The sequence below is a fragment of the Pseudonocardia alni genome (assembly GCF_002813375.1).
GTDB classification, from domain to species: Bacteria; Actinomycetota; Actinomycetes; order Mycobacteriales; family Pseudonocardiaceae; genus Pseudonocardia; species Pseudonocardia alni.
Genome location: NZ_PHUJ01000003.1, coordinates 3,562,893 through 3,574,469 on the forward strand (window position 1 = coordinate 3,562,893; position 11,577 = coordinate 3,574,469).

The 11,577-nt window shown below is 75.0% G+C and carries 15 protein-coding genes and 1 pseudogene; 12 read left to right on the top strand and 4 right to left on the bottom strand.

Annotated features, from left to right (window positions below; translation table 11 throughout):
• Positions 1-85: 85 nt before the first annotated feature.
• The 7 genes from ATL51_RS17665 (at position 86) to ATL51_RS17695 (ending at position 5,204) form a co-directional block, all read left to right on the top strand.
• Positions 86-1,234: a cysteine--tRNA ligase gene (locus ATL51_RS17665; protein ID WP_208623014.1), complete on the top strand. Its 1,149-nt coding sequence runs from the start codon at positions 86-88 to the stop codon at positions 1,232-1,234.
• An 11-nt stretch (positions 1,235-1,245) separates the two neighbouring features.
• A complete protein-coding gene (locus tag ATL51_RS17670) occupies positions 1,246-1,608 on the top strand; it encodes a BlaI/MecI/CopY family transcriptional regulator (protein WP_100879251.1) in 363 nt (120 codons plus the stop codon).
• A complete protein-coding gene (locus ATL51_RS17675) occupies positions 1,605-2,543 on the top strand; it encodes a M56 family metallopeptidase (RefSeq protein WP_100879252.1) in 939 nt (312 codons plus the stop codon). The genes ATL51_RS17670 and ATL51_RS17675 overlap by 4 nt, the downstream gene beginning before the upstream one ends.
• Positions 2,544-2,633: 90 nt before the next feature.
• Positions 2,634-3,377 (top strand): DsbA family protein, encoded by a 744-nt coding sequence (locus tag ATL51_RS17680; protein ID WP_100879253.1) that lies wholly within the window; start codon positions 2,634-2,636, stop codon positions 3,375-3,377.
• Positions 3,374-4,234 carry a cytochrome c biogenesis CcdA family protein gene (locus ATL51_RS17685; RefSeq protein ID WP_100879254.1) on the top strand — a complete coding sequence of 287 codons (861 nt, stop codon included), beginning with the start codon at positions 3,374-3,376 and terminating at the stop codon, positions 4,232-4,234. The genes ATL51_RS17680 and ATL51_RS17685 overlap by 4 nt, the downstream gene beginning before the upstream one ends.
• Positions 4,231-4,704, top strand: a complete 474-nt coding sequence (locus ATL51_RS17690) for a hypothetical protein (RefSeq protein ID WP_208623015.1) — start codon at positions 4,231-4,233, stop codon at positions 4,702-4,704. The genes ATL51_RS17685 and ATL51_RS17690 overlap by 4 nt, the downstream gene beginning before the upstream one ends.
• Positions 4,701-5,204: a L,D-transpeptidase gene (locus ATL51_RS17695; RefSeq protein WP_301549066.1), complete on the top strand. Its 504-nt coding sequence runs from the start codon at positions 4,701-4,703 to the stop codon at positions 5,202-5,204. Before ATL51_RS17690 ends, ATL51_RS17695 begins: the two co-directional genes overlap by 4 nt.
• A gap of 4 nt (positions 5,205-5,208) precedes the next feature.
• Here the strand turns inward: ATL51_RS17695 and ATL51_RS17700 are convergent, their stop codons facing one another.
• From ATL51_RS17700 to ATL51_RS29485, 4 genes and pseudogenes are all read right to left on the bottom strand, one after another.
• Positions 5,209-5,835, bottom strand: coding sequence for a class I SAM-dependent methyltransferase (locus ATL51_RS17700; RefSeq protein ID WP_100880775.1), 627 nt, complete (start codon positions 5,833-5,835; stop codon positions 5,209-5,211).
• A 73-nt stretch (positions 5,836-5,908) separates the two neighbouring features.
• The gene (locus ATL51_RS17705; protein ID WP_100879255.1) at positions 5,909-6,778 is read right to left on the bottom strand and encodes a sulfite exporter TauE/SafE family protein; all 870 of its coding nucleotides are present in this window, start codon (positions 6,776-6,778) and stop codon (positions 5,909-5,911) included.
• A 4-nt stretch (positions 6,779-6,782) separates the two neighbouring features.
• A complete protein-coding gene (locus ATL51_RS17710; RefSeq protein ID WP_100879256.1) occupies positions 6,783-8,165 on the bottom strand; it encodes an MBL fold metallo-hydrolase in 1,383 nt (460 codons plus the stop codon).
• Between the two features lie 76 nt (positions 8,166-8,241).
• Positions 8,242-8,505 (bottom strand): annotated as a pseudogene (locus tag ATL51_RS29485) (hypothetical protein); the annotation flags it as partial.
• 101 nt (positions 8,506-8,606) lie between these two features.
• Between ATL51_RS29485 and ATL51_RS17715 the strand changes: the two are divergent.
• The 5 genes from ATL51_RS17715 (at position 8,607) to ATL51_RS17735 (ending at position 11,488) form a co-directional block, all read left to right on the top strand.
• Positions 8,607-8,798 carry a hypothetical protein gene (locus ATL51_RS17715; protein WP_100879257.1) on the top strand — a complete coding sequence of 64 codons (192 nt, stop codon included), beginning with the start codon at positions 8,607-8,609 and terminating at the stop codon, positions 8,796-8,798.
• Positions 8,799-9,086: 288 nt separating this feature from the next.
• Positions 9,087-9,284, top strand: a complete 198-nt coding sequence (locus ATL51_RS17720) for a hypothetical protein (RefSeq protein ID WP_157818414.1) — start codon at positions 9,087-9,089, stop codon at positions 9,282-9,284.
• Between the two features lie 190 nt (positions 9,285-9,474).
• Positions 9,475-10,284 carry a GntR family transcriptional regulator gene (locus ATL51_RS17725; RefSeq protein ID WP_301549067.1) on the top strand — a complete coding sequence of 270 codons (810 nt, stop codon included), beginning with the start codon at positions 9,475-9,477 and terminating at the stop codon, positions 10,282-10,284.
• A complete protein-coding gene (locus ATL51_RS17730; protein WP_100879259.1) occupies positions 10,281-10,622 on the top strand; it encodes a rhodanese-like domain-containing protein in 342 nt (113 codons plus the stop codon). The genes ATL51_RS17725 and ATL51_RS17730 overlap by 4 nt, the downstream gene beginning before the upstream one ends.
• A complete protein-coding gene (locus ATL51_RS17735) occupies positions 10,619-11,488 on the top strand; it encodes a sulfite exporter TauE/SafE family protein (RefSeq protein WP_100879260.1) in 870 nt (289 codons plus the stop codon). Before ATL51_RS17730 ends, ATL51_RS17735 begins: the two co-directional genes overlap by 4 nt.
• Positions 11,489-11,577 lie beyond the last annotated feature (89 nt).

Here is an 11,577-nt window from a genome sequence, read left to right on the forward strand (position 1 = left end):
CGGTGGACCGCCCGTGATCACGATGTCGACGACCGGTCCGGGGAGCCCTTCCCCGGGCGTCGGGGAATCGGTGAGGATGGCCGGTATGGACCAGTTCGAGGCGGACGGCACGGTCGGGAGCGACGGGGGTGGAGGCGCCGCGTTCGCGCTGGCAGGGGCGTCGCTGCCGCTGTCGGCGCCTGCCCGGGTCTACGTGTGCGGGATCACCCCCTACGACGTCACCCATCTGGGGCACGCCTCGACGTTCGTCTGGTCCGACGTGCTGACCCGGGTCGTGCGGGCGACCGGCATGCCGACCCGGGTGGCCCGCAACGTGACCGACGTCGACGACGTCCTCACCCGTACCGCCGCCGAGCGCCGGGTCGGCTACGACGAGTTCGGCCTGCGCCAGGAGTTCTGGTTCGACCGCACCATGGCCGACCTCCAGGTGGCCCCGCCCGACCACGCCCCGCACGCGCGCCACCACGTGAAGCACGTGATCGCGCTGGCCGCGGTGCTGCTGGCCACCGGCGCCGCCTACGAGCGCGACGGCGCGGTGTACTTCCGTGGCGCCGGCGTCCCGGACGCGGCGGGCCTGGACCGCGACACCGCACTGGCCCTGTCCGCCGAGTACGGCGACGATCCCCGCGACCCGCACCGGGACGACCCGTTCGACGTGCCGCTGTGGAAGCCCGCCGACGGCGACCACCCGGCCTGGCCGAGCCCGTGGGGGCCGGGACGCCCGGGCTGGCACGCCGAGTGCGCCGCGATGGCCCTGGCGACCCTCGGTGGTGTCGTCGACGTGCTCGCGGGCGGCGCCGATCTGGCGTTCCCGCACCACGCGTACCAGTCGGCGATGGCCGCGGCCGCGACCGGCGCGGGCCTGTTCGCCCGACGTGGGTTCCGGGCCGGGATCGTGTCCGTCGACGGTGCCAAGATGGCCAAGTCCACCGGCAACCTCGTGCTGGTGCAGGACCTGCTCGCCGACACCCCGGGGGCCGCGGTGCGGCTGTTCCTGCTGGACCGGCCGTGGGCACAGCCGTGGGAGTACCGGTCCGAGGACCTCGCGCTCGCGACCGGCCGGCTGGAGGAGCTCTATGTCGCAGCGGGGCGCAAGCCCGGTTCGGCCGCCGCGGTGGACGCGGTGCGCGACGCGCTGCTCGACGACCTCGACGTGCCCCGCGCGGTGGGGACGGCGCTGGAGGCGGGCGGCGAGGCGGCCCGTGCGGTCATCCGTACCCTGGCCCTGCAGTAGCAGGAGGTGCGGTGGCCGGTCTGGGTGAGCTCGAGAGCCGTGTGATGGCGGCCCTGTGGGACGCCGACGGCCCCCGGACCGTCCGTGCCGTCCACACGGCGCTCGCCGCGGAGCGGCCGCTCGCCTACACGACGGTCCTGACCGTGCTGGACAATCTGCACGGCAAGGGCTGGGTGCGCCGCGAGCGCGCGGGGCGGGCCTGGGTCTACACCCCGGCGCGGGCGCGCGAGGAGGCCGGCGCGGAGATGCTGCGCGACATGCTCGACTCGCTCGGCGACCCGCGCGGTGTCCTGCTGCACTTCGCCCGCGGGATGGACGAGGGGGAGTCGGAGTTCCTGCGCCGGGCCCTGTCCCGCGAGCGGGACGGCCCGTGACCGTCGCCCTCGGTCTGCTGCTGGCCGCGGTCGCCTTCGGTGTCACCGGGCCCGCCTACCTGCGGCCGACCGCGGACCCGCGGGTGCATCCGGGCCTCGCCCTGTCCGCCTGGGTGGTCACGCTGCTCGCGGCGGCGGGGTCGGCGGTCACCGCCGCCGCGGTGCTCGTGCTGCCCGACCCGTCCGTGCCCGACGGGATGCTGGGAGTCGCGGTCGTGTGCTGGCGCGCGCTGGCGCGGGGCACCGACGTCCCCTGGCTGCTGCTGGTCCGGCTCCTCGTCGGGGTCACGCTGCTGGCCCTGCTGGCCCGGGTCGCGGTCCTGTTCGCGGCGTCGCTGCGTCGGCAGCGACGGCACCTGACCGACCGGTCCGGAGCGTTGCGTGCCGTCGCCGAGGTCCGCGACGGCGTCTGGTGGATCCCGTGCGACGACCCGGTCGCGTTCTCCCTCGGCGGCGGTCGCCGGGGGATCGTCGTGGCCGCCACCGGTCTGCGCCGCCTCGGCCCCGGGGCCGTCGACGCGGTCCTCGCACACGAGCGCGCCCACGTACGGGGCCGTCACCACCTGGCGGTCGCGCTCGCCGTCGCCGCCGCGGACGCACTGCCCCGGGTCCCGCTGTGCCGCGCGGCGCCGGGGGCGGTCGGGGTGCTGTGCGAGCTCGCCGCCGATGCGGCGGCGGTCCGCCGGCACGGCCCCGCAGCGGTCCGCGCCGCGCTCGCCGGGACGGCGGGGCGGACCGTGACGCCGCGCGGCGCGGTCGGGTTCGACGCGTTCCCCGAGGTGCGTCGCTCCTGGCTCGACCCGCCCCGGTCGGCCCTCCTGCGCGGCGACGGCGCCGCGGCCCGGCTGCTGACCGGTGCGGTGGCCCTGGTGCCCGCGCTGCTGCCCGCGGCCGGTGCGGTCGCCCTGGTGCTCGCGGCCTGCCTCGCGCCCTGAGGGTCTGCGCCCCCTATTGACCGGACATTCACACCGCTCTACTACCGTGTTCGTAGACAGCTACTACTCGGATAGTAGAAAGGGGCCGGCATGGGACGCACGACCGGCAATCTGGAGCGCCGGGGCCGGCAGCGGGACGTGACGATCGTCGTCGTCCTCGTCGTGTTGGCCCTGGGGCTGATCGGCTACCTCGTTCTCGGGGCCACCGGTGGCGACGACGCCGCCCCGCCCGCGACGCCGGGGCAGTCGGCCGACGCCGGGCAGCCGGCCGTCGGCCCGCTGGGCGACATCGCCCGTCGCGAGAAGGGGGATCCCGCCGCGCTCGGCCGCACCGACGCCCCGGTGGTGATGGTCGCCTTCTCCGACTACCGCTGCCCGTTCTGCGCGAAATTCAGCCGGGACACCGAGCAGCAGCTCGTGGACGAGTACGTGCAGGACGGCAGGCTGCGCATAGAGTGGCGCGACTTCCCGATCTTCGGGCCGGAGTCCACGCTGGCCGCCCAGGCCGGTCGGGCCGCGGCGATGCAGGGCCGGTTCTGGGAGTTCAACACGGCGGTCTTCGCCGACAGCCCGGAGCGTGCCCACCCGGACCTGCCCGAGGACACGCTCGTCGCCTACGCCGAGAAGGTCGGTGTCCCCGACATCGCGAAGTTCCGGACCGACATGCACGGGCCCGAGGCGGCGCAGGCGGTGCAGCGCGACCTCGACGAGGGGTCGGCGCTCGGGGTGCCCAGCACCCCGGCCTTCGTCGTGAACGGGCACCCGCTCATGGGGGCCCAGCCCGTCGCCGAGTTCCGGGCGCAGATCGACCAGGCGCTGGCGGCCACGCGGTGAGCGGTATCGGTCTGCCGGCGGCCTTCCTGGGCGGGCTGCTCTCCCTGGTCAGCCCGTGCGCGGCGCTGCTGCTGCCGTCGTTCTTCGCCTACGCCTTCGACCGCGTCGGCACCCTGATCGGCCGCACGCTGACCTTCCTGGCAGGCCTGCTCGTGGTGCTCGTGCCGCTCGGCGCCGGGGTGGCCCTGGTCGGGGACCTGCTGACCCGCTACCGCGGCCTCGTCACGACCCTCGGTGGGCTGCTCCTGATCGTGTTCGGCGTTCTCGCGGTCCTCGGCATCGGGTTCGCCAGCTCCTCCGCGGCCCGGGCCGCAGGGCGTATCCGGGTCTCGGGCCCGTTGTCGACCTTCGCGCTGGGCACGGTCTACGGACTGGCCGGGTTCTGCGCCGGTCCACTGCTCGGCAGCGTCCTGACGGTCGCCGCGATCGGGGCCGAGCCGGGCTACGGCGCGGCGCTGCTCGCCGCCTACGCGGTGGGGATGGCCGCCCCGCTGTTCGTGCTGGCCCTGCTCTGGGACCGCTTCGGGCTGGGGCGCAGGCCGTGGCTGCGCGGCCGTGAGATCACCCTCGGCCCGTTGCGCACCCACACGACGAGCCTGGTCTCGGGGCTGCTCTTCATCGGCATCGGGATGCTGTTCCTGCTGACCGACGGGACCGCCGGGATCATCGCGCCCACCACCGTCGACCAGCAGGCCGACGCCCAGGTCGCGATCCGCGACCTGGTCGGCGGGGTGCCGGACGCCGTCGTCCTGCTCGCGATCGTCCTGCTCGCGCTGGTCGTCGCGGTGGTCAGGCTGCTGCGCTCCCGTCGCGGCGCCGGCACCGCCGCCGAGCGGGACCACGAGGAGGCCCGGTGAACGCGCTCGACGCACTGCGCGCCTGGACCGTCCGGCACTGGACCGTCGCCACGGTGTCCGCGGTCGCGACGGCCGTGGTCATGGCGGTCCCGACGGCCGTGCTGTCGAACCCGTGGTTCTGGCGTGAGGTCCCGACCCCGGCCTGGGCCTACCCGGTCCTCGCGCTGGTCGCGATCCTGTCCGGGCTGGTCGCGGCCACCTACGTCCGGAGCCCCGACGGGCCCGGCGGCCGCCGCGCCTCGGCAGGCGCGCTGCTCGGCTTCTTCGCCGTCGGCTGCCCGGTCTGCAACAAGCTCGTCCTGCTGGTGCTCGGCTACGCCGGGGCCATGACGTGGTTCGAACCGGTCCAGCCGTTCCTGGCGGTGCTGGCGGTGGCCGGTATGGCCGCGGCGCTGCGGGCCCGGCTGCGCGGGGCGCTGGCCTGCCCGGTGCCCGTGGCGACACCCCGGTCCTCGGAGGAGATCCCGTGAACACCCTGCTGCGTCGTGCCCTGACCGTCGTCGCCACCGGCGGCGTCCTCGTCGGAGGCGCCGGTCTCGCGTCCGCCGCCGGCGACGCGTCCGAGGCGCCGGCGCCCCCGGCGAGCACGGCGACGCCGTCCGGTGCCGCTGTCCCCGGCACCCCGTGCACCGCGTCGGCCGATGCCTGCGTCGACCTGGCCTCGCACACGGCGTGGCTGCTCGACGACGGCGAGGTGACCCGGACGGTCCCGTTCCTCGACGGCGACCCGCGCAGTCCCACCCCCGTGGGGACGTTCGCGGTCGACTGGAAGGCGCAGAACTACCACAGCCGCGAGTTCGACGCGGACATGCCGTTCTCGGTGTTCTTCGCCCCGGGCGGCATCGCCTTCCACGAGGGATCGCTCGAACGACCGTCCGCCGGGTGCGTGCACCTCGGGAAGCCGGACGCGGTCGCGTTCTTCGACGCGCTCGAGGTCGGTGACCAGGTCCAGGTCCGCCGCCCGTCCTGACCCGTCAGGCCCGGGTCGCGGTCAGCTGGACCATCGCCCCGATCGGTCCCCACGACGGCGTGGCCGGGAACCGCTCGACGGTGCCGGGCACGAACCCGGCGGCGGTGACCGCGGCCTCGGTGTCGCGGTCGAGCCGGCACCCCGCGGCCATGCGTTCCCAGAGCGGGGCCAGTCGCCGTCGCCAGGTCGCGGGCCGGCCGTGCCCGACGACGTGCTCGATCGCGACCAGCCGCCCGCCCGGGCGCAGTACCCGGTGCGCCTCGGCCAGTGCCCGCGCCGGGTCGGGGACGGTGCAGAGCACGAGGGTGAAGACGACCGCGTCGACCGAGCCGTCGGCGGCCGGCAGAGCATCGGCGCCCGCCCCGCTCACCGTGAGCGGGGCGGCGCAGGACCCGGCCCGGTCGCGCAGCCTGCGGCGCATGGCCGGATCGGGCTCGAGGGCGATGACCTCGTCGGCGTCACGGTAGTACGGCAGGTTGGCGCCGGTACCCGCGCCGACGTCGAGGACGCGGCCGGTCAGGTCGCCGACCAGCGCCGCCCGGCGCGGGCCGAGAACCCGGCGTTCGACGGGGTCGAGGACGCGGTCGTACAGCGCGGCGAAGACGCGGTGTCCACCGGTGGGCACGGACATCTGCGAACGGTAGCGGTTCCGGGCACCCTTCCGACGATGACCGGTCATTGTTGCCGTCCGGGGGCGGTAGGTCTCAGGCCGCGCCGGGACGCCCGACCCGCCGCAGCGGACAGCTCGCGACCCACGCGGCGCAGCCCGCCATCGACACCGCGACGGCGGCCAGGACGAGCAGGCCCGGCACCCGGATCGCGTCGGGCGCCTGCTGGACCAGCACGAACGCCCCCATCGCGAGCACGAACCAGCCGAACCCGCGCCGCAGGGCGTCGGCCGGGATGCGGCCGACCAGCCGGGTACCGGCGAGGCTGCCGAGCACCGCCGCGACGGTGATCGCGCCGACGACGGTCCAGTCGAGCGAGACGGTGGTGAGGTAGCCGGCCAGGCCCGCGAGGGACTTGAGCGCGATGACCAGCAGCGACGTCCCGACCGCGACCCCCATCGGGAGCCCGCCCAGCAGTGCGAGAGCCGGGACGACCAGGAACCCGCCGCCGGCTCCCACGAGACCCGTCACGAGTCCGACGACGGCACCGTCGAGCAGGACCCGGGGGACCGGGAGCTCGCGGTGCTGCTCCGCCGGATCGATCTCCCGGCGGCCCCGCAGCATCGCCACGGCGGTCACCGTCATCATGAGGGCGAACGCGACCAGCAGGACCTGTGCGGGCAACCGGGCGCCGACGAGCCCGCCGGCGAACGCGCCGGCCATGCCCGCGACCCCGAAGGTCAGGCCCGTCCGCCAGCGCACGCGTCCTGTACGGGCGTGCCCGGCCGCGCCGACCGCCGCGGTCACCCCGACGACGACCAGTGACGCCGCGATGGCCTCGCGGGCGTCGAGCCCGGCCACGTAGACCAGCAGCGGCACCATGAGGATCGAGCCGCCGCCGCCGAGGACGCCCAGCGACAGGCCGACCACGACCGAGAGCGCCAGGGTCAGGGCGACACTGGTCACGACGTCACCTCGTCCCCGCCGGGTCGACGATCGGCAGGCCGGCGGGCTCGGCGTTGCCGAAGGCGTCGTCGATCGCGACGACCTCGATCCCGCGGGCGTCGAGCAGTCCGGCCACGACGGCGGCCCGGTAGCCACCGGCGCAGTGCACCCAGACCGGCCCGGCCGGGACCTCGTCGATCCGGTCGAGAACCTCGTGGATCGGGATCCCGACCGAGCCCTCGACGAATCCGTCCGCCCGCTCGGGGTTCCGGCGGACGTCCAGCACCGACGGGCGCGCACCACGGTCGTACTCGGCCGCGAGGTCGGCGAAGGTGGCCTGACGGAAGCTGCGCAGCGGGGTCGGTCCGGTCCAGTCCTCGGGCTTGCCGGTGGCCACGGCCGCGGGCCGGTCGATCCCGATCCGGACCAGCTCGCGCTGGGCGTCGGCCACGTCGGCCGGGCTCTCGCCCAGCAGGGTCACCGGGGTCCCCCACGGCATGAGCCAGCCGAGGTAGGTCACGAACTGCCCGCCGAGACCGATGTTCACCGTCCCCGCGACGTGTCCCGCCGCGAACGCGGTCCCGGTGCGCAGGTCGACGACCCACTCGCCCGCGTCGATGCGACGTCGCAGCTCGGCGGGGTCGGCCTCGGCCGGGGTGGAGAGGTCGATCTCGTCCGGGCCCGCGGAGTTCGCGGGGCCCATGTGGGCGTAGTACGCGGGGAACGCGTCGAGCCCGGCCAGCAGCTCGCGGACCCACTCGTCCTGCTCGCGGATCAGCGCGGGGTTGGCCGCCTTCTCCGCGCCGATGGTGCTCGCGGTGCCGGTGGCCTGGGCGGCGGAGCAGAAGCTACCGAAGCCGTGGGTCGGGAAGATCTCCGTCGCGTCGGGCAGCTCCGCGGCGAGCCGCCGCGCGGAGTGCCACTGGGCGTGGGCGAGCGTGTCGGTGTGGTCGGGTCCCAGCAGATCGGGACGGCCGGTGGAGCCGTACAGGAGCGATCCGCCGGTGAACACGACCGTCGGCTCGGCGCCGGGCACGGAGCCGTCGGAGACGGCGAACGACAGGTGGGTGTGGGTGTGTCCCGGGGTGTGGAGGACCCGGACGTGCATCGTGCCGACCTCGACGACCTGACCGTCGCGGACGCCGACGCGCTCGAAGGAGACCGGGTCGTCCGCGTTCAGGAGGTACTGCGCTCCGGTCGCGCGGGCCAGCTGGACACCACCGGTGACGTAGTCGTTGTGGATGTGGGACTCGAACACGTGGGTGATCCGGACGCCCGCCTCGTCGGCGGCGGCGCGGATCCGGTCGTGGTCGCGCTGGGGATCGACGACGAGGGCGACCTCGCCGTCGTGCGCCAGGTAGCTGCGGTCGCCCAGGCCGGGCGTCTCGACGGTCAGAACGGTGATCATGTCGGGTTCCGGTCCTCTCTCGGAGACGGCGGCCCCGTCGGCCGCTGATACCCCTGGGGGTACGTTCGGTCCAACTTCACCAAATGAACGTACATTCCTGCTGCACAGTGTGACGTGTCCCATTCGCCCGGAACAGGGGGGAGTCCTCCGGTATCCCCGCCCGGTCGCCCGTGTGGGTTGCCTCGGCCCGTGCCCGGGGCACGAGGTGCGGGTGGTGCAGATCGAACGCCGGCCGCTCGGACCGGATGCGCGGCAGCTCGTGGACGTTGTGCCACGGTGGCGGGCGGGTCGTCGCCCACTCCGGCGAGTTGGCGAACCCCCACGGGTCGTCGGCGTGGACCTGCCGGCACGGCCTGACCGGCCACCTCGGCGAACCGGCCGCCGAGGCCCACGTCGACCGAGCGCGGGAGGTGTGCGGCGGCGAAGTCCTGCGGATCGCGGGTGTCGAGCAACACGGCGCCGCCGCGGACCAGGTCGTCGGCCTGCGACAGCGACAGCGCCGGGACCCGCGAGGTCTCGTCGAGCACCGGCCGGGACTCGCGGCAGCGCTGCGCGGCGTGCGCGACGTACATCGGCGCCACCGACCGGCCCTCGGTCACGGCGGCGACGAAGGCGCTGTCGTCCACCGGTTAGAATGATCGTACATTTAGGCCACCGTACGCCGAGGGGCGGTGGGTCGCTCCCGGCGAGCCGGGCTGTTGCGTGGCGCGTGCCCGCGTGGTGTCGTGGTCCTCGTGTGCCCCACAGCTCCGTCGGTCGATCGCGGCTTCGTCGTGTGCCTGATCGCCACCGACCAGCTGTCGGTCGACGACCGTCACTGTCGTCGGGGAGTCCGGGCGGCCCGGTAGGACCGGCGCCGCTCCTTCCGTCCCGACCCACCGGAATCCCGGAGCGACCGTGCGCACATCCGTCCGTCCTGACATGTCCCGCCCCGTGGCGGCCGCCTTCGACGGCGAGCCCGCTGCCGCTCGCCCGTCTCCGGCGGAGGCGCCGCCGCCCGTGGACGCGCCGGGCGACAGGGGTCCCAACGGTCACCCCGAGGGTGGTGCCCGCCCCGGCCTGCTGGGCCGGGTGTCGGTGGCGGTGCGGGCCGCGCACCGGGCCGGCGTGCCGTTCTGACGCCCGTCCGGGTCGACGTCCGGTAGGGACCCGGGCCGGTCCCGGCCGGGTCCTGTTCCGACCGGCCTCACGTGCCGGTCGGCATCCGGCCGGCGGCTCCTCGTGCACGGTCCCGATGGCGCCATCGACGTGGTGTGCGGCACGGCCGGGGGACTTGCCCGACGGGGTTAAATGACCGTACATTCAAGGGGTGTCCGACACCGAGACCGATGCCCCCGGCCCCGCCGTCATCCGGCGCGAGCCCGGCCGCCTCCTCTGGGAGCAGCTGCTCGACGACCTGCGGCGCCGCCTCGACGTGGACGCGTTCACCGACGGTTTCCCCGGCGAGCTGGCGCTCGTGGAGGAGTACGGGGTCAGCCGGCACACCGTGCGGCAGGCGGTCAAGGTACTGCGCGACGAGGGCCGTGTCGTCGGGACGCGCGGACGCCCGTCGCGTCAGGCCGAGCCGGTGGAGATCGCCCAGCGGCTCGGCGCCCTCTACAGCCTGCACGAGTCCGTCCGCGCGATGGGACTCGAGCAGCAGAGCGTCGTGCGGGCTCTGGACACCCGCGCCGACGGCGTGATCGCCGCCCGGCTCGGGCTCGAGGAGTCCACCCCCCTGGTGCACCTCGAGCGCCTGCGCTTCGCCGGCGGCGACCCACTCGCTCTGGACCGCGTGTGGCTCCCGCACGACCTCGCCGCCCCGCTGCTGACGGCGGATTTCACCACCGGCGCGCTCTACGAGCGTTACGCCGAGCTGTGCGGGGTCGTCCTCACCGGCGGTGAGGAGACCATCCAGCCCATCCTGCCCACCCCCGCCGAACACCGGTTGCTGGGCGGCAGCCCGTCCACCGCCGCGTTCTCGGTCCGGCGACTCGGCCGCGCCAAGGGTCGCCCGGTGGAGTGGCGCCAGACCCTCGTCCGCGGCGACCGGTTCGTCCTGCGTGCTGACTTCTCCACCAAGGACGGCTACCAGCTCGACCTGCTCGGCTCCCCCGACCGGAAGGACCCACGACGATGACCACGCCCGACCAGATCCCGCAGACCGACCCGGTGGACGCCCGTGAGCTCGCGGCCGGCGGTGCCCTGCTCCTCGACGTCCGTGAGCCGGCCGAGTGGAGCGCCGGGCACATCGAGGGCGCGGTGCACACCCCACTCGGCGAGCTGGACCCGATGGCGTTCGACCGGGACCGGATGGTCGTGGCCGTCTGCCGCTCCGGGAACCGGTCCGGCAAGGCCGCCGCGGCGCTGGCCGACGCCGGCGTCGACGTCCGGAACCTGGCCGGCGGCATGACGGCCTGGTCCGAGGCCGGCCTCCCGTGCGTCGACGACGACGGTGAACCCGGGACCGTCGCGTGACCGGCGTCCTGGCCGGAGCGCTGGGCCTGGTCGTCGGGCTCGTCATCGGGACCCTCGGCGGCGGTGGCGGCGTGCTCGCCGTGCCCGCGCTGGTCTACGCGCTCGGCCAGGACGCCCGCACCGCCACCACCGGCAGCATCGTCATCGTCGGCATCATCGCCGCCGTCGGCGTCCTGGCCCGGCTTCGAGGGCGCACGATCGACTGGCGGACCGGTGTCGGGTTCGGGATCGTCGGCGTGCCCACCGCCTGGGCGGGGTCGCTGCTCAACCGTGCCGTGCCCCAGCCCGTCCTGCTGCTGTCCTTCGCGGCCCTCACCCTCGCCATCGCCGTGCTGATGCTGGTCAAGGGCGGGGCGTCGGCGCAGCAGGCCGACGGCGCGGCGCTCGCGGAGACCGGCGCGGTGTCCGGAGGGGGGCCGGCACCCCGCACCGCCGGGGGCCCGGGGACGGCCGGCGCGACCGCCGTCCTCGCGGCCCCCGCGCGACGGTCGGTGGCCCGCCGTGTCGGCAAGATCGTCGCGGCCGGCTCGGTCGTCGGCTTCCTGACCGGGTTCCTCGGGGTCGGCGGCGGGTTCCTCGTCGTCCCGGCCCTGACCATGCTCATGGGCCTGTCGATGCCCGCGGCGATCGGCACCTCGCTGCTCGTGCTCACCTTCAACTCGATCAGCTCGCTGGGCGCCCGGATCGGGCACCTCGACCTGGACTGGGCGGTCATCGGGCCGTTCGCCGCGGTCGCGGTGCTCGGCGCGCTCGGCGGCAAGCTCGTCGCCGACCGGATGTCGGGCGCGGCGCTCAACCGGACGTTCGCCGGGCTGCTCGTCGTCGTCGGGCTGTTCGTCGGGGTGCAGAGCCTGCTCGCCCTCTGACCGCCCCCGGGACCGCGCCGTTGTGGCTCTCCGGCCCCTCCGGGTGCTCCCAGGGGAACTCTCGTTGCCCTAGAAGCCCCGATGGTTCC

Excerpts from the sequence above, each read along its gene's own strand:
- ATL51_RS17665 (WP_208623014.1), top strand. The coding sequence starts at position 86 with ATGGACCAGTTCGAGGCGGACGGCACGGTCGGGAGCGACGGGGGTGGA.
- ATL51_RS17680 (WP_100879253.1), top strand. The coding sequence starts at position 2,634 with ATGGGACGCACGACCGGCAATCTGGAGCGCCGGGGCCGGCAGCGGGAC.
- ATL51_RS17700 (WP_100880775.1), bottom strand. The coding sequence starts at position 5,835 with ATGTCCGTGCCCACCGGTGGACACCGCGTCTTCGCCGCGCTGTACGAC.
- ATL51_RS17710 (WP_100879256.1), bottom strand. The coding sequence starts at position 8,165 with ATGATCACCGTTCTGACCGTCGAGACGCCCGGCCTGGGCGACCGCAGC.
- ATL51_RS17720 (WP_157818414.1), top strand. The coding sequence starts at position 9,087 with ATGTCCCGCCCCGTGGCGGCCGCCTTCGACGGCGAGCCCGCTGCCGCT.
- ATL51_RS17730 (WP_100879259.1), top strand. The coding sequence starts at position 10,281 with ATGACCACGCCCGACCAGATCCCGCAGACCGACCCGGTGGACGCCCGT.